At 60.9% G+C, this 18515-nt stretch carries 16 protein-coding genes; 10 read left to right on the forward strand and 6 right to left on the reverse strand.

Features of this window, described 5'->3' with window-relative positions; all coding sequences use genetic code 11:
* Positions 1-184: 184 nt before the first annotated feature.
* Genes paoA through paoC form a run of 3 tightly spaced genes read left to right on the forward strand, consistent with a single transcriptional unit; the run spans position 185 to position 3956 of the window.
* Positions 185-808, forward strand: coding sequence for an aldehyde dehydrogenase iron-sulfur subunit PaoA (paoA, locus tag HU743_RS13735; protein WP_186649147.1), 624 nt, complete (start codon positions 185-187; stop codon positions 806-808).
* On the forward strand, positions 805-1761 hold the full coding sequence (locus HU743_RS13740) for a xanthine dehydrogenase family protein subunit M (RefSeq protein ID WP_186649149.1): 957 nt from the start codon (positions 805-807) through the stop codon (positions 1759-1761). Before paoA ends, HU743_RS13740 begins: the two co-directional genes overlap by 4 nt.
* On the forward strand, positions 1758-3956 hold the full coding sequence (gene paoC / locus HU743_RS13745) for an aldehyde oxidoreductase molybdenum-binding subunit PaoC (protein WP_186649150.1): 2199 nt from the start codon (positions 1758-1760) through the stop codon (positions 3954-3956). Before HU743_RS13740 ends, paoC begins: the two co-directional genes overlap by 4 nt.
* A 166-nt stretch (positions 3957-4122) precedes the next feature.
* Here paoC and HU743_RS13750 read toward each other — a convergent pair whose 3' ends face one another.
* Positions 4123-5082 (reverse strand): aldo/keto reductase, encoded by a 960-nt coding sequence (locus tag HU743_RS13750; protein ID WP_186649152.1) that lies wholly within the window; start codon positions 5080-5082, stop codon positions 4123-4125.
* A gap of 111 nt (positions 5083-5193) precedes the next feature.
* On the opposite strand from HU743_RS13750, the gene HU743_RS13755 reads away from it, so the two are divergent.
* Complete coding sequence (locus HU743_RS13755) at positions 5194-5964, forward strand: alpha/beta fold hydrolase (protein WP_186649154.1); 771 nt, start codon at positions 5194-5196, stop codon at positions 5962-5964.
* Between the two features lie 269 nt (positions 5965-6233).
* Positions 6234-7100 (forward strand): CAP domain-containing protein, encoded by an 867-nt coding sequence (locus tag HU743_RS13760; RefSeq protein WP_186649155.1) that lies wholly within the window; start codon positions 6234-6236, stop codon positions 7098-7100.
* A gap of 1 nt (position 7101) precedes the next feature.
* Here HU743_RS13760 and HU743_RS13765 read toward each other — a convergent pair whose 3' ends face one another.
* Positions 7102-7905, reverse strand: a complete 804-nt coding sequence (locus HU743_RS13765) for an OBAP family protein (RefSeq protein ID WP_186649157.1) — start codon at positions 7903-7905, stop codon at positions 7102-7104.
* Between the two features lie 438 nt (positions 7906-8343).
* Here HU743_RS13765 and HU743_RS13770 point away from each other — a divergent pair, with 438 nt between their 5' ends.
* Positions 8344-8772, forward strand: coding sequence for a nuclear transport factor 2 family protein (locus HU743_RS13770; protein ID WP_186649161.1), 429 nt, complete (start codon positions 8344-8346; stop codon positions 8770-8772).
* An 89-nt stretch (positions 8773-8861) separates the two neighbouring features.
* On the opposite strand, the gene mqo is transcribed toward HU743_RS13770, so the two are convergent.
* Positions 8862-10511, reverse strand: a complete 1650-nt coding sequence (gene mqo, locus HU743_RS13775) for a malate dehydrogenase (quinone) (RefSeq protein ID WP_186551629.1) — start codon at positions 10509-10511, stop codon at positions 8862-8864.
* Positions 10512-10973: 462 nt separating this feature from the next.
* Here mqo and HU743_RS13780 point away from each other — a divergent pair, with 462 nt between their 5' ends.
* The gene (locus tag HU743_RS13780) at positions 10974-11405 is read left to right on the forward strand and encodes a nuclear transport factor 2 family protein (protein ID WP_186649163.1); all 432 of its coding nucleotides are present in this window, start codon (positions 10974-10976) and stop codon (positions 11403-11405) included.
* 159 nt (positions 11406-11564) lie between these two features.
* On the opposite strand, the gene HU743_RS13785 is transcribed toward HU743_RS13780, so the two are convergent.
* Positions 11565-13178: a methyl-accepting chemotaxis protein gene (locus tag HU743_RS13785; protein WP_186649165.1), complete on the reverse strand. Its 1614-nt coding sequence runs from the start codon at positions 13176-13178 to the stop codon at positions 11565-11567.
* Positions 13179-13421: 243 nt separating this feature from the next.
* On the opposite strand from HU743_RS13785, the gene sodC reads away from it, so the two are divergent.
* Positions 13422-13943: a superoxide dismutase family protein gene (gene sodC, locus HU743_RS13790; RefSeq protein ID WP_186649169.1), complete on the forward strand. Its 522-nt coding sequence runs from the start codon at positions 13422-13424 to the stop codon at positions 13941-13943.
* 4 nt (positions 13944-13947) lie between these two features.
* On the opposite strand, the gene HU743_RS13795 is transcribed toward sodC, so the two are convergent.
* A complete protein-coding gene (locus tag HU743_RS13795; protein WP_186649172.1) occupies positions 13948-14601 on the reverse strand; it encodes a DUF2238 domain-containing protein in 654 nt (217 codons plus the stop codon).
* 160 nt (positions 14602-14761) lie between these two features.
* On the opposite strand from HU743_RS13795, the gene HU743_RS13800 reads away from it, so the two are divergent.
* Together HU743_RS13800 and HU743_RS13805 are read left to right on the forward strand one after the other, a co-directional pair.
* Positions 14762-15076, forward strand: a complete 315-nt coding sequence (locus tag HU743_RS13800; RefSeq protein WP_186551634.1) for a DUF2388 domain-containing protein — start codon at positions 14762-14764, stop codon at positions 15074-15076.
* Positions 15077-15156: 80 nt separating this feature from the next.
* Positions 15157-15558, forward strand: a complete 402-nt coding sequence (locus tag HU743_RS13805; RefSeq protein WP_186551635.1) for a hypothetical protein — start codon at positions 15157-15159, stop codon at positions 15556-15558.
* Here the strand turns inward: HU743_RS13805 and ligD are convergent, their stop codons facing one another.
* Complete coding sequence (ligD, locus tag HU743_RS13810) at positions 15559-18180, reverse strand: DNA ligase D (protein WP_186649176.1); 2622 nt, start codon at positions 18178-18180, stop codon at positions 15559-15561. It lies immediately after the preceding gene.
* Positions 18181-18515 lie beyond the last annotated feature (335 nt).

Below are 18515 nucleotides of genomic sequence, written 5' to 3' on the forward strand. Positions count from 1 at the left end.
CCTACAAGGGGGTTTGTGTTGTTTTGAAGATTGATGAATCCAGTACATAACCCTTTAGCGCAAATCCGACAAAACCTTTTCCCCTCTCCGGCGGTCACTCCTTTTACGAGACTGGCATGCATGCCGGCGCGCCCCTTTGGGCCTTTTTGCAATCCTGCCGCCCGATGAGACAAGGAATCGAATCATGCCGATTTCCCGACGCAATTTCATGATCCTCGGCGCCGTAACCGCGACGGCGTTCGCAATGCCCCCTTTCATCAGCCTCAAGGCCTACGCGGCCAGTCTGGAGCAACCGGCCATGAGCAAAGTCCCCCTGCACGTCAACGGTAAACCGCAAACGCTGGATGTCGACAACCGCACCACCCTGCTCGATGCCCTGCGCGAACACCTGCACCTGACCGGCACCAAGAAAGGCTGCGACCACGGCCAGTGCGGCGCCTGCACGGTGATCGCCGACGGGCGGCGGATCAATGCCTGCCTGACCCTGGCGGTCATGCACGAGGGCAGCGAGGTCACCACCATTGAAGGCCTCGGCATGCCGGACAAACTGCATCCGATGCAAGCCGCATTCATCAAGCACGACGGTTATCAATGCGGCTATTGCACGCCGGGGCAGATCTGCTCGGCGGTCGCCGTGCTCAAGGAAATCCGCGACGGCATTCCCAGCCACGTCAGCCCGAGCCTGACCGAGCCGCCGAAGCTGATCGCCGCCGAATTGCAGGAGCGCATGAGCGGCAACATCTGCCGCTGCGGCGCTTACTCGAACATCATCGAAGCCATCACTGAAGTCGCGGAGGTGCCGGCATGAGAGCCTTCAATTACAGCCGCGCCGACTCGCCTGCCGCAGCCGCCGCACAAGCTGCGCAAGTCGAGGGCGCCAAGTTCATCGCTGGCGGCACCAACCTGCTCGACCTGATGAAACTCGACATCGAGACCCCGGCGCACCTGATCGACATCAACCACCTCGGTCTGGATCAGATCGAAGCCACGCCCGAGGGCGGCCTGCGCATCGGCGCATTGGTGCGCAACACCGACCTGGCCGCCGATGCGCGGGTGCGCAAGGATTACGCCCTGCTTTCCCGCGCCCTCCTCGCCGGCGCGTCCGGGCAACTGCGCAACATGGCGACCACCGCCGGCAACCTGTTGCAGCGCACCCGCTGCCCGTACTTTTACGACACGCACCAAGCCTGCAACAAACGCAATCCCGGCAGCGGCTGCGCAGCCATCGGCGGGGTCACACGGCAATTGGCGATCATCGGCGTCAGCGACGCGTGCATTGCCACCCACCCAAGCGACATGGCCATCGCCATGCGCGCCCTCGATGCGCAGATTGAAACGGTGAAACCCGACGGCAGCACGCGCAGTATCCCGATGGCTGACTTTCATCAGTTGCCGGGCAACACACCGAATATCGAAACCAGCCTCACGCCCGGCGAATTCATCACTGCCGTAACGCTGCCGCCTCCGGTCGGTGGCACGCACATTTATCACAAGGTGCGCGATCGCTCGTCCTACGCCTTTGCGCTGGTCTCGGTGGGTTTGATCTTGCAAAAGGACGGCAGCGGCCGCGTGGCGGTCGGCGGCATCGCGCCGAAACCGTGGCGGGTCGAAGCGGCAGACGCGCTGTTGCCCAAAGGCGCAAAAGCGGTCAGCGAACGCCTGCTCGAAGGCGCGACACCTACCGCTGACAACCAATTCAAACTGACACTGGTCGAGCGCACGCTGGCCTCGGTGTTGGCGCAAGCGAGGGAAACGGCATGAAATTCGACACGCCCGCCACCACCAACCCCATCGACCGCCTGAAGGTCGTCGGCCACCCCACCGAGCGCATCGAAGGTCCGCTGAAAACCAGTGGCCAGGCCACTTATGCCTACGAGCAACATGAGGCAGCAGCCAACCAGGCTTACGGCTTCATGGTCGATTCGGCCATCGCCAAAGGCCGGATCAAAGCGATTCATCTGGACAAGGCCAAAGCCGCGCCGGGCGTGCTGGCGATCGTCACTGCCGAGAACGCCGGCAAGCTCGCCAAGGGCGATTACAACGCCGCGCACCTACTCGCCGGGCCTGAAGTCCAGCACTATCAGCAGGCCGTCGCACTGGTCGTCGCCGAGACCTTCGAACAGGCCCGCGCCGCCGCGCAATGGGTCAAGGTTGATTACGAAACCACCGAAGGCAAGTTCGATCTGGCCAGCGTCAAAGATCTGGGCGTCGAGCCGAAAGACGAGTTGCCTGACGTCAATCACGGTGATTTTGACAAGGCGTTTGCCGCGGCGCCGGTGCAGTTCGATCAGACCTACACCACCCCTGACCAGTCCCACGCGATGATGGAACCGCACGCGACACTGGCCGCATGGAAAGGCGATCAGCTGACCGTGTGGACGTCGAACCAGATGGTCGCCTGGAGTGTCGGTGACATCGCGAAAACCCTTGGCCTGCCGAAGGAAAATGTCCGTTTGGTCTCGCCGTACATCGGCGGTGGTTTTGGCGGCAAGCTGTTCATTCGCGCCGACGTGATCCTGGCCGCCCTCGGCGCACGCATGGCCGGCAGACCGGTGAAAGTCGCCCTGGCCCGCCCGCAGATGGCGAATAACACCACCCACCGCCCGGCGACGATTCAGCGCATCCGCATGGCTGCGACCGCTGACGGCAAGCTCACGGCCATTGCCCACGAAGGCTGGTCGGGCAACCTGGCGGACGGCAAGGTCGAACTCGCCGCGCAGCCGAGCCAACTGCTCTACGCCGCGCAAAACCGCCGCGTCAGCATGCGCCTGGCGCCGCTCGACTTGCCCGAGGGCAACGCCATGCGCGCGCCCGGCGAAGCACCCGGGCTGATGGTGCTGGAAATCGCCATGGACGAAATGGCCGAACAACTGAACATGGACCCGGTGCAATTTCGCATTCTCAACGACACCCAGGTCGATCCGGTGAAAACCGAGCGGCCATTCTCCCAACGCCAACTGATCAAATGCCTGCAGACCGGTGCCGAGAAGTTCGGCTGGAATCAGCGCAAGGCGAAGCCGGGCACGCACCGAGAAGGCCGTTGGCTGATCGGCATGGGCGTCGCCGCGGCGTTTCGCAACAACCTGCTGGTCAAGTCCGGCGCCCGCGTACGGCTGGAGCGCGATGGCAAAGTCGTCGTGGAAACCGACATGACCGACATCGGCACCGGCAGCTACACGATCATCGCGCAGACGGCGGCCGAAATGATGGGCGTTGGCCTCGATGATGTGGTGGTGCGTCTGGGTGATTCAAACTTCCCGGTGTCAGCCGGCTCCGGCGGCCAGTTCGGCGGTAACTGCTCGACCGCAGGCGTCTACGCTGCCTGCGTAAAACTGCGCGAAGCGGTGGCGGCCAGACTGGGGCTGGCGGCGGATCAGGCCGAATTCGTCGACGGGCAAGTGCGCGTCGGCAGCCAAAGCCTGCCGCTGCGCAACGCGGCGGCAAACGGCGCACTGGTCGGCGAGGACAGCATCGAGTTCGGTGATCTGGCCGAGAAATACCAGCAATCGACCTTCGGCGCGCACTTTGTCGAAGTCGCCGTCGATGCCGCCACCGGCGAAGTGCGCGTGCGGCGCATGCTTGCGGTGTGCGCTGCCGGCCGGATTCTCAACCCGACGTCGGCACGCAGTCAGGTGATCGGCGCCATGACCATGGGCGTCGGCGCCGCATTGATGGAAGAACTGGCGGTGGACAAACGCCTGGGCTTTTTCGTCAACCATGATCTGGCTGGATATGAAGTGCCGGTGCATGCCGACATTCCCCATCAGGAAGTGATTTTCCTGGATGAAACCGACCCGATTTCTTCGCCGATGAAGGCCAAGGGTGTCGGTGAGTTGGGGATTTGCGGCGTGAGTGCGGCGGTGGCGAATGCGATCTATAACGCCACCGGGGCGCGGGTCAGGGAGTATCCGATTACGCTGGACAAGATTCTTGATTCGTTGCCGGAGATGATCTGAAAACGTCCCTGTAGGCGCTGCGGCACGCTGCGATCTTTTGATGTTCAAAGCAAGGTCAAAAGATCGCAGCCTCGTTGCACTCGACAGCTCCTACAAGTGGCGCCACTTCACGGTAATTGCGTTATTGCTCGAAGCGTTGCGCTGGGGCAGCAACGTTTGTGCGGGGTCAGCCCACCAGTGCAATCAACTGATGCCGCTGCGCATCGGTCAGCATCGGACCGAATCCCGCCCCGGCGTTGTCGGCCATGTACCGCGGATTGCCGGTCCCCGGTATCACACAGGTCACCGCTGGATGTGCCAGCAGAAATTTCAGCGCCAGTTGCGGCCAACTGTTGACCTGCACATCCGAGACCCACGCCGGCAGGGCTTTGCCCTTGAGCCGGGCGAGCAAATCGCCGCCACCAAACGGCCGGTTGCAAATCACCGCCACTCCACGTTCGCGACACAGCGGCAGAATGCGTTTCTCGACACCTCGGTCGTCGAGGGCGTAATTGATTTGCAGAAAATCGAGCTTTTCGGCTTTCAGGACAGCTTCAACTTCGTCGTAGGCCGAGGAGGTGTAATGCGTGATGCCGATATAGCGAATCCGCCCCTGCTCTTTCCATTCGCGCAGCGTCGGCAAGTGGGTTTTCCAGTCGAGCAGGTTATGGATCTGCATCAGGTCGATGCGTTCGGTTTGCAGCAGGTTGAACGACTGCTCCATCTGCGCGATGCCCTCCTCGCGTCCGCGGGTCCACACTTTGGTTGCCAGAAAGGCCGGCGAGCGTGGTTCGTGAATCGATAGCAACTCGCCGGTGGTCTGCTCGGCGCGGCCGTACATCGGCGAGCTGTCGACCACCGTGCCGCCCTTGCGAAACAGTTCGCTGAGTACCGCCGGTAACTGTTTGTAAGCCGGATCACCCGGGGCGACGTCGAAACCGCGATAGGTGCCCAACCCGACCATGGGCAGCGACTCGGAGCTGGAAGGGATGGTACGGGTCTGCATAGTCTGCTCTCCTGCCTCGTCCGGCGAAGTGACGGTTGGCGGCAAGACAGTGGCCAGCGCCCGATCAACCGTAAAAACCGCCGTCGCCTCGGCAGCCAGCCTCAGCAAGCGACGACGGGAGTAACCCTCAGTGTGGCGCATGCGGGTCCTCCTGCTGCGCGGATCTGTTGCATGTTGTGTGCGACGGCTGTCTGGCGCAGTCGCTGAACTACACTGCGACAGCAAACCCCTCACCCCGTTAAAAGTAGCCGAATGTCCCGAACGCTGATGTCACTCGTCGTTTTCATCGTTGCCGTGTACCTGGTGCTGTGTGCGGCGCTGTTCGTGTTTCAGCGTTCGCTGATCTATTTTCCACAGCCTGCCGCAGTAACCTCAGAAGATTCACGGCTGAAGCTGTCGATGCCGGACGTGGAGGTTTGGGTGACCACTCGCGAGCGCAGCGGATCGCGGGCACTGATCTATTTCGGCGGTAATGCCGAAGACGTTTCGCGCAATCTTGAGGAATTTGCCGAGGCGTTTCCCGATTACGCGCTGTATTTTTTGCACTATCGGGGCTTTGGCGGCAGCACTGGCTCACCTTCCGAAGCGGCGATTGCCGAAGATGCGCTGGCATTGTTCGATCAGGTGTATGCGAGCCACCCGCAAATTGCCGTGGTCGGACGAAGTCTGGGCTCGGGCGTGGCGGTGCGTCTGGTCAGCCAGCGGCCGGTGCAGAAGCTGATATTGGTGACGCCGTTCAACAGCCTCAAGGAAATCGCCGAGCAGCAATACCCATGGGTGCCGGTGAAGTGGTTGCTCAAGGATCGTTTCGAATCGGGCAAGTACGCGGCGCATATCCGCGTGCCGACGTTGTTGTTGGCGGCCAGTGATGACGAAGTGATTGGACGCAGCAGCACGCAGCGGTTGTTCGAAAGTTTCCCTCAAGGCGTGGCGACGCTGAAGGTGGTACCGGATTCGGGGCATAACTCGATTTCCGGGCGGGGGGAATATTTGCAGTGGATGGAGGATGTGTTGAATCGCTAGAGGTTGTTTGCCAGTGGTAGAGGGGTTGACCGGGCCGGCCTCTTCGCGAGCAGGCTCGCTCCCACAGTTATTTTTGGTACACCATAAGTCCCGTGTGGGAGCGAGCCTGCTCGCGAAGGCGGCAGTCCAAACGACACCATTTTCGATTGCCACCCACCCGAACAAATCCCCGCGCCTGCGCTGAACCAAGTCCGCAAACCCCAGTCCTATTCGCGCCGCCCTGCGCGGCTCTCCCACTTTAGCGCTGTCCCCCTTGAGCTGCCCTTCCCATGCGCCACGCCGTTCGTTCGTCTCGCCTGCTTTCGCTGTGCCTGCTGATTCTGTCGCCACTGTTTGTGCCAACCGCCCATGCCGGAGCGGAGCGACAATTGGTGGCCGCGATCAACGACTATCGTGCGCATCCGCAGCGTTGCGAGCGCCGGCCGGGACAACGCCTGGCGCCTCTGACGTTGCAGGCGAATCTGGCCTTGCCGATCGGCTATCGCTATGGCGGCGGCATGCGGGAAGCGTTGAAGTCGTCCGGGTATTCGGCCGTCGCAGTGCGCAGCATTCGCATTGTCGGTGCCGAGGACGCCGACGAGGCTTTCGACCTGTTGCAGAGTGATTACTGCGCCGCCTTGCTGGATGCCAGCTATGCCGATATCGGCGTCAGCCGATCGCGCAATCAATGGCAAGTGGTGCTCGCGCAACCGGTGCTCGACCGTCGCGTCGGCGATAACCGCAGCGTTGGCAAAACTCTGCTCGCCGAGGTCAACGCCGCCCGCGCCCGTCCGCGGATGTGCGGGCGCCAGCGTTTCGCCGCGGCCCGGCCACTGAGCTGGAATGCAGCACTGGGCGCAGCGGCACAGGGACACAGCAAAGCCATGGCGTATGGCAACTACTTTGCCCACCGCGACCCTGACGGCGATATGCCCGCCGATCGCGCCCGGGCTGCCGGTTATCGTGGTCGGCAAGTGGGCGAGAACATTGCCGCCGGACAAAGCTCGCCCGGCAAGGCGATGGCGGGCTGGCTGGCCAGCCCGGGCCATTGCGCCAACCTGATGAGCCCGATCTTCACGCAGGTGGGCACGGGGTTCGCCAGTGAATCGCGCAGTGATAAAGGCGTCTACTGGACGATGCTGTTCGGCGCGCCGTAAGTCACGGCTGGCTCCGGGCGTTTTCATCGCCGGGAGTGGCCGGGCGCGGCATGAGGTGCTGGTGTCCGGTCGGATCCTTGATCTGCACAACATTGCCCTTCTGCCAGGCGTCAGCCCCAGGCGCAACAGGCGCCGGTTTGATCCCGGCGCGAGCCTGTTTCTTCTCGGCGCTGTCGACGCCCAGGCGCTGATCGCGCTGGCGGACCATTTGCGCATCCGCTTGACCGTCAGCAGTGAAGCCCATCATCAATTGCGGCACGCCCAAAGGCAGTTGCTTGTCCTGATCGGTGTGCCAGGTGTGCCAGGTCTTGCCGTAGGTATTGGCGAGTTTTTCCATCAGACGGGTTTCCGCCACTTGCGGAATGCCTGGCGCGATCAGCTGACCCGAGGTGACTTCGTGCGCGTGACTGTGCCACAGCGCCTTTTCCTTGGCAGGCAACTGCGTGAACAGACGCTGGCTGATGATGTACTCCACGCCCATCAACTTGGCTTCGGCGGTGTTGCCATCGTAGATCACGCACTGAAACACTTCTTCGTTGAGCGCCGAACAGTAGTGATGCGCTTCCATCTGTGCGCCAGGATGGCCGTTGTAGAAATGGAAGCCATCCAGGTACATGTTCAACGCACGGATGGGCGGCTTGTCCTGCAGCCATTGCGCGCCGACTTCGAGCATCTCTGTGTCGGAGGCTTTGGCCTGACCGGGCGTCTGCACCGGCGAATCGGTGTTGCTCATCGCGCAACCAGTCAGGGCCGCAACCATCAAGCCCACGGGAACCCAACGTCCCTGCAAGGTCGTGCTACGCATGTTTCGCTCCTCGATCATTCAGTGGCGGGCTGAGTGCCCTGTTCTGCAACTGAAAGCAGGAGAACGACAGAGTTCGAAAAAATGCGCCGGGATCAGACCGGAGAAATCGTTGCGAGGACACCAATCAGAATGGTCAGGGTCAGAAAACCGCCGAGAAAAAACGCCATCTTGTACATACAGCTCTCCTCAATGCCAAACCTGCGGTGCACTGGACGCTTCGGGATGAAGACTTGTCGCGAGTGACCGCACCTGCCGGGCATTTTGAGCTTGTGGCTGTATTGAATACAGAGGCAGATGAGACTGAAAAATACGGATCAGATGCGCATCTGATCCGCTTCCGACATAGGCGGGTATTCAATTTAATATTCAAGGATCCCATTTCAGCCGGACTGATCTAGAGTCATTGCCGTCGAACAACAATAAAAAACAGGAGTGACCATGCCCGATCTCGCCTTACAGCCCAATGTCAGCGCATCCCTAAAGCGCTGGCACGAAATGATTCGCAGCGGCAATCTCACCGCCCTTCCCGAACTGCTTGATCCGCAAGCCGTGTTTCGCTCGCCCATGGCCCACACGCCCTACCCTGGCGCGCCGGTGGTGACCATGATCCTTAACACCGTGTTTGAGGTCTTTGAGGATTTCACCTATCACCGCGAGCTGGCCACCGCCGATGGCTTGAACGTGATTCTTGAATTCAGCGCCAGGGTCGGTACGAAAGAACTCAAAGGCATCGACATGATTCGCTTCGACGGCAGCGGCAAGATTATCGAGTTTGAAGTGATGGTGCGGCCGCTGAGCGGGTTGCAGGCGTTGGGCGAGGAAATGGGCCGGCGGTTGGGTGCCTACCTGGCGAACGCGAAAATCTGAACTCACCCCTACGCTCCTTCCAAATCCAGGCCACAAAAAAACCCACTGACCGTCGCCGGTTCAGTGGGTTTTGTGTGTCAGGGTTCTAGTTACAGAGCCATGTCACGTGCAGCGCTTTCCTTCGGTGCCACAGCCTTCTGAGCCGCAGCGCCGGCTGCCGGAGCAGCGGCCTGACCGATCACCGGAGGCGTCGGCAGTTCGAGGATCTTGGCGGTGTAGGCCCACTCTGCGGCCACTTTGGCCGGATCGCTGTTCAGCTGGGTGCCGTAGCTAGGCACGATCTGGTGCAGCTTGGTCTGCCACTCAGGGGTCGCGACTTTGTCTTTGAAGACCTTCTGCAGCACGCTCAGCATGATCGGTGCAGCGGTCGACGCGCCTGGCGATGCGCCCAGCAGGCCGGCGATGGAACCGTCTTGCGAGGTAACGATCTCGGTGCCCAGTTTCAGCACGCCGCCCGCGGCTTCATCACGCTTGATGATTTGCACGCGCTGGCCGGCTTGCCACAGGCGCCAGTCTTCAGCCTTGGCGTTCGGGAAGTACTCCTTCAGCGCGTTCAGACGGTCTTCATCCGACAGCATCAGTTGACCGGCAAGGTACTCGACCAGCGGGTATTCCTTGATGCCGACCTTGGTCATTGGCCAGATGTTGTGGGTGGTGGTGCTGGTCAGCAGGTCCAGGTACGAGCCTTCCTTGAGGAACTTGGTGCTGAAGGTCGCGAACGGGCCAAACAGGATGACGCGTTTGCCGTCCAGAACACGGGTATCCAGGTGCGGAACGGACATCGGTGGCGCGCCAACCGACGCTTTACCGTAGGCCTTGGCCAGATGCTGCTCGGCAATGGTCGGGTTCTCGGTCACCAGGAACGAGCCACCCACCGGAAAGCCTGCGTATTCCTTTGCTTCAGGAATGCCCGACTTCTGCAGCAGGTGCAGGGCACCGCCGCCAGCGCCGATGAACACGAACTTGGCGTCGGTTTCGGTTTTGCTGCCGTCTTTGAGGTTTTTGTAGCTGACGCGCCAGGTGCCGTCGGCGTTCTTGGTGATGTCCTCGACTTCGCTCGACAGTTTCAAGTCGAAGTTAGGCTTGGTCTGCAGGTGCGCGGCGAACTGGCGGGTGATTTCGCCGAAGTTCATGTCCGTTCCCAGCGGGCTCCAGGTGGCCGCGATTTTCTGGTTCGGGTCACGCCCTTCCATCATCAACGGGACCCACTTCTTGATCACAGCCGGGTCTTCGGAGTACTGCATGCCAGCGAACAGCGGGCTCGCTTGCAGGGCTTCGTAGCGCTTTTTCAGGAACTTGATGTTGTCATCGCCCCACACGAAGCTCATGTGCGGAGTTGTGTTGATGAACGAGCGCGGGTTCTTCAGAACGCCTTGCTGAACCTGCCAGGCCCAGAACTGACGGGACACCTGGAACGCTTCGTTGATCTCGACAGCTTTCGGGATCGTCACGTTGCCTTTGTCGTCTTCCGGGGTGTAGTTCAGCTCGGCGAGCGCCGAGTGACCGGTACCGGCGTTGTTCCAGCCGTTGGAGCTTTCCAGGGCGACGCCATCGAGGCGCTCGACCATTTCCATCGACCAGCTCGGCTCCAGCTCATTGATCCACACACCCAGGGTGGTGCTCATGATGCCGCCGCCGATCAGCAGGACGTCAACTTTCTTTGCTTCTTCAGCATTGGCGGACGACATCCCCATCGCCAAAGCCAGCCCCAGCAAGGCTGTGTTCACTTTTTTAAACATCTGTTGCACCTATGATAAAACGCCTTCCGCCCGCCGCTGTTATCTGTATGCGCTCCGCTTGGCTGACGCTCAGGCTCGCGTCGCGGATGACGGCACACTTCAATAATGACGGGTGGGCACACAAGGCCGACATGCAGCATCGACCCCAGTTAATGTCCCTTCTGAACTGACTTCTTATCGTTATTGGCTTCAGCTGCTTGAGCGACAGGGATCCCGTCGGCCCGCCCCAAAAGGCAGGCCAACCGAATTAGGTCAAACCAAGTTGGCGCGAAGAATATCACGTCAGGGCAAACTCGCGCGTCGCTTCCTGACCTGAAAGTCTTTTTGCACTCAGGCACTTATCGGCCGACAAGCGCCGAACATGACCCGCCGACGCTGCACAATCCTGAAAGAACCTGCTACGTTGTACGATGACTGACGAATTCAGCAGTCAACAACCCATAACAACAAGGAAAATCTTCAATGAACAAGACCCGCCTCCTGATCGGTTTTCTCTGCGCCTTTAGCGGCTACGCCCTCGCCGCCCCTGCCCCGGCCGAGAAAGATGTCGCCCAAGCGGTTGATCACCTGACCCAGGCGATGCTGCACAAGGACATTGCCGAGCTCAACGCACTCACCGCGCCCAACCTGACTTATGGCCACTCCAGCGGCAAAATTCAGGACAAAAAGGAATTCATCGCCGACATCGAAACCGGCCGAAGTGCATTCAAGACCCTTGAAATGCAAAAACAGACCATCACCCTGTCTGGCGATACCGCGCTGGTGCGTAACCATTTTTCCGCGCAGGCGTTGAAGGGTACCGAGGTGATTCCGACTGAGATCGAAAATTTTCAGATCTGGCAGAAGCAGGATGGCAAGTGGTTGTTGATCGGGCGGCAGGCGTTCAAGTTCTGATCGAAGGTCAATTGGCCTGATTCAATGTTGCCTGGGCGGGCCTCTTCGCGGGCAAGCCCGCTCCCACAGGGTTTGGTGGTGTTGAGTTCCTTGTGGGAGCGAGCCTGCTCGCGAAGGCGGCCGGCCAGGCACTACAAAACCGCCTGACTCTATTGAATTTCAAAGACGAAACCGATCCACCGACTGCGCCAACTGCCCCGCCAGATTCGACAACTCATCTGTCGTCGTAGCTGTCTGCCCGATCACCCAACTATTGCCCTCGGACATCCCGGCAATCATTTCCACCTGATGAGCAATCTCATTGCTGGCCTGACTCTGCTCGCCAATGGTGCGGGTGATGTCATTAACCAGTTGCGTGGTGTTCAGTGTGGCTTGGAGGATTTCGCGAATCGCCCGCTCCACGTCGGCCGTCACCGCCATGCCCTTGTCGACTTGCGCCACACCCGCCTCCATGCTGGTGACCGCTTCGCGCGTGCTGTTTTGAATGCGCGCGACCATCGCAGCAATTTCCTGGGTCGAGGCGCTGGTGCGCGCCGCCAGGCTGCGCACTTCATCGGCCACCACGGCAAAACCGCGGCCCTGTTCACCCGCCCGGGCTGCCTCGATTGCGGCATTGAGCGCCAGCAGGTTGGTCTGGTCGGCGATGCTCTTGATCACTTGAATAATGTTGAAGATCGCCTCGGATTCCTGGTCCAGCGTGCGAATCACCTGCGCTGACTGTTGCGCCGAACGCGCAATGTCGTCCATGTCGCTGACCACTTGATGAATCACCCCTCCGCCCTCCTTGGCCAGGGTTTCGGCCTGATTGGCCATGTGCAGGGCACGCTCGGCGTGGCGGGTGATTTCTTCGATGCTGGCGGTCATCTGGCTGGCGGCGGCCGCCATCGTACCGGCGGCGACACTTTGTTGCTGACTGCTGTCGGCGACCTGATGGCAGCCCTGACTGAGTTGCTCGCTCATGCCGCTGACGCCGTGGGCGTTGCGCCGCACCACATCGATCATGTTGCGCAAATCCCGTTGCATCGTCGCCAGCGTGCGGATCAGAACACTGGCTTCGTCTTTACCGGCGGGTTCGATGATCGGTTCGCTGAGATTGCCATGGGCGATGCTTTCAGCAATGCGACTGGCAGATTTGAGCGGGCCCATGATACTCAGGATGACCCAGCGCCCCTGTCCCAGCAGCAACACCAGGCCAGCAATCAGCACCGCGCCCAACGCGAGGTTGGCGTGGCGGATGGCAGCTTCGGTGCCTTCGCTGGTGTGCAGGGTGTTGCTTTCGATCAGTTCGCTGAGCGCGCCCATTTGCTCTTCGAGCTGGGTAAACGCGCTATTGAAGGTGCCAAGCTGTTGCTGGGCGGCGTCCGGATTGTCCAGCGCCACCGCGACGATCTGTTCGCCGGTCTTGATGTAGGTGTCGAGGCTCGGCTTGATTTGCTCCAGCGCCGTGCGCAAGGTCGGGTTGATCGGCAGTTTCAGGTTGTCTTCGAGCACTTGGTGAAAATGCCCGGCGTGCTCGGCGATCGACTCACGCACTTCAGCGGCGGTACTGGTGCTTTTGCCCAGGCCGACCAGCAGCGCCGAATAAACATCGGCGCGCAGGGCGTCGTGCATCATGTCCGCTTCCATGTGGTTGCGCAGCGCACTCATGCTGGCGGCATTGTCGCTGACGGCGGCAGCCATCCGCTGGTTACCGACATAACTGACCAGACTCACGATCAGCGCCGTCAACAGACTGGTCGCAATCAGCAACACCAAACGCAGTTTGATCGACACCGTGGAATCTCCCCTGGACACGCGGAATTGCGCTTGTCGGGTTTCAGTTAAGCCTATTTCGCTATACCTGCCGACACAGAGCGTATCGGCTGATGTCAGCACCGACTTGAATCCGGCAAAACTTTTGCTTTGAGCGGCCAGTCACATTTTGCAGCGCCGATGGATTCGCCTTCATCGCCGGTTAACTCAGGCAAGGTATCGAGTCCGTCGTCAAGAACACTCATGCAGCTAAAGGAAACGCTAATGAAACGCGCATTGTGGTTAGGTCTGCTCGGCACCTTCGTCATCGGTTCGGCACAGGCAGCAACAGAAAAAGTCGCGATCAACCTGGTCAGTGCCGACGGTGCGCCGCAGGCGATCGGCTCGATCACGGTCAGCGAGACCCCGTATGGTCTGCTGTTCACGCCCGATCTGAAATCGCTGCCGGCCGGCGTTCACGGCTTTCACGTCCATGAAAACGGCAGTTGCGAGGCCGGCGTGAAGGACGGCGTCAAAGGTGCCGCGTTGGCGGCGGGCGGGCATTTTGATCCGCAGAAAACCGGCAAGCATCTCGGTCCATACGCTGACGGCCATCTGGGGGACTTGCCAGCGGTGTACGTGACGGCGGACGGCGTGGCCAACTATCCGGTGCTCGCCCCGCGCCTGAAGAAAATCGCCGAGATCAAAGGCCACGCGCTGATGATTCACGCCGGTGGCGACAACCACTCCGATACGCCCAAACCATTGGGCGGTGGCGGTGATCGCATGGCTTGTGGGGTGATCTGATCCTTCAGCGCGGCGCTCGGCGCCAACCTGCCAACACCAGCAAAGACAGCCCGGCGCCGAACAGCGCCAGGGCCATGTCTTTCTGCGAATCCCACGGATCGTTCTGCGCGCCGACGAACGCCTGGCCGGTGTCATCCCCCAGATAGGCGCCGCCCACCCACTCGATCAATTCGTACAACGCCGAGGTTGCGAGGACCACGTTCAAGGTCAGCAGCGTCAGCCAGGCGCCGCGCAATGGCGTCAGGCGCAGCAGCACTTCGCGTATCGGCCAGACCAACAGCAATCCGTAACTCAGGTGCACCAGCCGATCATAGTGATTGCGTTCCAGGCCTAGGGTCTTGTTGACACTGACGCCGGTCAGCAGCGTGCTCCACTGATCGTAAGGCACTCGCGAATAGGTGTAATGGGCGCCTACTTCATGGATGCACAGGAAGGCGAAGATCATCCCCAGCGACAGTGTCGACAGGCGAAAACGTCGATGCGCCAGCAGCAGGGTCAACACCAGCGCCACCGCGAGGACATTCTCCAGCAACCAGTCGACGCGGCTGCGCGGGGCAATGCCCAGCACGATGGTAAACAGGACAAATGCGCCGAACAATGCGGCTTCGATTCGCGGATCTGCGGGGCGTACAACGTTGTGGCTGACTCTGACGAGCATGATTCGTTTCTCGGCAATGCAGGCATGCGGTAGACCCTTCGCCGCTTCGCCCGGTTCCTCACCGCTGCGCTCTCATCGCTTACGGAACTCCCGCGCGCGGTTCACCTCTGACGTTATGCAGTCCCTTCCTTTTTGCTTCGCGCTTGTGGAGGAACACGTCATGCGCAAGTTAGTCCTGGTTTCTTCTTTACTCCTCTGCCTGCCGGTCGGTTCGGCGCTGGCCCGCGTCGATGCGGGTGATGTTGCCACCTCGGCGGGTGTCTCCGCGTCGCTGTACTCGACCTTCAAGGACGACAAAATGGTGATTCCGGCCCGTGACGACGTGTCTGCCTTTGTCGCCAGCGGCGGGGCCATCCGTGGGGTTTATCTTGAGTCGGTGCTGCAACAGGTGCGCCAGGCCAACCCTGGCCTCAATGCCAGTGACGAAGATCTGGCCAACGCCATTCTGGTGCAATACGAAGGCTTGCATCAGTAGCCACGAGGGAAGCAGCGGCCGATGGACGGCCGCTGAGTGCACATAGGCAAAACTGTCCGACGGCCTCTATGATGGAGGCCATGACGACGAACGTGCCCCTGCGCTCTCCCTGCCCACCCGGCGCCTGCATCTGCGGGCGCGATCCGTTGCTGGAAACGCCCGGTGCGGATCTGCGCATTCTGCGCCTGACTCGCGCCGAGGAAAAAATCCTCCTGGCGCGCCTGGAACAACTCAAAGACCTCGACGATCTCAAACGCCTGCAGCAGCGCATGTTTGAGCAATTGGGCATCCGCGTCGACGTTGCTCCCGGCTTCAACGAAGTGCGCACCATGCGCGGTATCGCCATTCAAATCGACCACTTGCCCGGCCTCTGCCGCAAGACCCGCGCGGCGATCCCGGCGGCGATTCGCAAGGGCCTGGAAAACCACCCGCAAATCGCCTTCGAACTGCTCAACGCCCACGACTTGCTACGCGATACCTGATCATTTTTTCAGGCCGACGCGTTTACGCATTTCGGCGGTGATGGTCTGTCGGGTTTTCTTCAGGTCCGCCCAAGGCTCCTCGCCGACCTCGGCCAGGCGCTCATGGACGTTGTGGATGTTCCAGTGATTGCCGCCCTTGATCTCGGCGACTTCCTCGCGAAACACCGGCACGGACACCGGCATGCCTTCGCGCGCGCGCGCCGCGTAGGCACAAATAGTGGTGGCGCCCAGACCGTTGCGCAGGTAATCGATGAAGATCCGCCCCACGCGGTTTTTCGGCCCGGACACCGCAGAAAAACGGTCCGGCAACAGCTTGGCCATGTGACTGACAATGGCGTGGCTGAAGTCCTTCACTTCGTCCCAGCCGTGCTTGCGGGTCAGCGGCACCACCAGGTGGATGCCCTTGCCGCCGCTGGTTTTCAGAAAAACCTTGAGGCCCAATTCGTCCAGCACGGTGAGAGTCAGCGCGGTGGCTTCGACCATGCTTTTCCAAGGCAACGCCGGGTCCGGGTCGAGGTCGAGGACAAAGCGATCGGGCTTGTCCAAGTCGACGGTCGTGCCGTTCCAGGTGTGCAATTCGACCGTACTCATCTGCACCGCGCCAATCAGCGCCTCGGCATTGTTGATCAACATCACGGGCTGGCCGGTGAGGTCCTTGTCCAGCGAAGTGATGCCGGGGATCGCCAGGCGTTCGGCGTTCTTCTGAAAGAACAGTTCGCCAGCGATACCATCCGGCGCACGCACCAGCGCCACGGGGCGATCCTTGAGTTGCGGCAGGATATGTTCGGCAACGCTGGCGTAATACTGCGCCAGTTGCATTTTGGTGGTGCCGCTGACCGCGTCGATTACCCGATCCGGGTGGGTGATGCGCACCTTGCCGCCGGCCAGCCCCGATTGCGACGGCGCGGTTTCGGCTTTGCTGGCAGCGGCTTTCTTTGCCGGTTTCTTCGCGGCGGTTTTGGTTGTTCCGCCCTTTGGGGATTTTTCAGATTTGGCAGCTTTCACAGGCTTCGCTCGCTCCTCTGTAATGTCCTTGGCCGGCTTGTCGTCGCGCAATCCATGGAATACGGCGTGGCGCACCGAGCCGTCCTTGGTCATTTCCGCGAACGCCACTTCGGCCAGTAACCTGGGTTTCAGCCAGTGCACGCCTTTGGCCTCGAAACCGCTGGGCGGGTTGACCACCGCGGCGCTTTTGGCGTGCAACGGTTTGAGCTGGGCGAGGATGCTTTTCAACGTGGTTTCGTTGAAGCCGGTGCCGACCTTGCCGGCGTAGCGCAACTCGCCGCTGTCACGGTCATGCAAGCCAAGCAGCAAAGCCCCGAACGCACTGCGCGCACCTTTCGGATCGGTGTAGCCGACGATGACGAACTCCTGGCGATGTTTGCACTTGAGCTTGATCCAGTCACTGCTGCGCCGCGACACGTAGGGCGAGCCGAGGCGTTTGCCGATCAGACCTTCCATCTGCATCTGGCAAGCGCTATTGAGCAGCGCATCAGGAGTTTCTTCGAAGGCTTCGGAAAAGCGCAGCAGCGAGGATTCTGGCTGAGCGCCGAGGATGGTGCTCAGCGCGGTGCGACGCTCTTCGACCGGCACGTCGCGCAGGTCAACGCCGTTGAGATACGGCACGTCGAACAGGTAATAAACGATGTTGCCACTGCGTCCGGCATCGAAGGCGTTTTGCAGGGCCTGAAAATCCGGCACGCCCTGCTCGTTGGCGACGACCATTTCGCCGTCGAGCCAAGCCGACTCCAGACCCAACGCGGCCAGGGCCTTGGCCTGTTGCGGCAGTTTGTGCGTCCAGTCATGGCCGTTGCGGGTGAACAGCTGAACCTCATCGTGGTCGATCCGCGCCATGATCCGGTAGCCGTCAAACTTGATCTCGTAGCTCCACTGCCCTTCGGGCGCGCTGTCGACCAGGGTCGCCAGTTCCGGCTTGATCAGCGCCGGCAGCTTGGCCTTGCGTGCACCGGTGAGCTGGCCGGACGCTTGCTTGCGCGGCTTGGCCGGGGCCTTCTTCACCGGTTTGGCCTTATCGGCGGCGGGTGCAGATTTACCGACAATCGTGCGCTCGCTGAGCACGCTGTCGGGCTCGGCGACCAATACGTCGAAGTCATCCTGCGGGCGCGCGGCGTTGTCCTGATGCTTGATCAGGAACCACTGCTCTTTCTTGCCCGGCATGTGCGTGCGCACCAGATTCCACACCCCGGCCAGTTTCTCGCCCTGCAATTCGAACTTGAGGCGGCCCTTGGCGTAGGCCTTGTGCGGATCCTCGAGAGGAATCCATACACCGCGATCCCAGACAATCACGTCACCGGCACCGTAATGCCCCTCGGGAATGCTGCCCTCGAACGTGGCGTAATCCAGTGGATGATCCTCGACGTGAATCGCCAGGCGCTTGACCTTGGGGTCCAGTGAAGGCCCTTTCGGCACCGCCCAGCTCTTGAGGGCGCCATCAAGCTCCAGACGAAAGTCGTAATGCAGGTGCGAAGCGTCGTGCTTCTGGATGCAGAACTGCAAGGCATGGTCTTTGGCGGCCCTGCGACCGGGGCGCTTGACCGCCGCCGGTTCCGAAGTCGCCGAAAAATCGCGCATACGGTTGTAATCGTCGAGGTTGCTGTTCATGGGCGCACCGATTGCAGACGGGTTCTGTTATGCAGAAGAGCGACACGGCAGCGGAAAAATTCAATCGATGTAAAAAAGCCCCGGACGGATGGAGCGGCCGGGGCTGGTAGCGACACATCCAGTAATTGCATCGGCTGGCAAAAAATCCCCTGTGTCCGGGCTTGCTCGCGCAGGCGTCAGGTCAGCCAGCATCGATGGTGAATGCTCCGCCCCCTTCGTGAGCAAGCCCACTCCCACATTGATCCTCGGCCAGCCACAAAATCCCCATACGCCACCATTCCCCCTGTGGGAGCGGGCTTGCTCGCGAAAGCGTCAGCCATCCTGCTCGCGCCGTA

The sequence above is a fragment of the Pseudomonas sp. SWRI99 genome (assembly GCF_014270125.1).
Classification (GTDB): Bacteria; Pseudomonadota; Gammaproteobacteria; order Pseudomonadales; family Pseudomonadaceae; genus Aquipseudomonas; species Aquipseudomonas hamedanensis.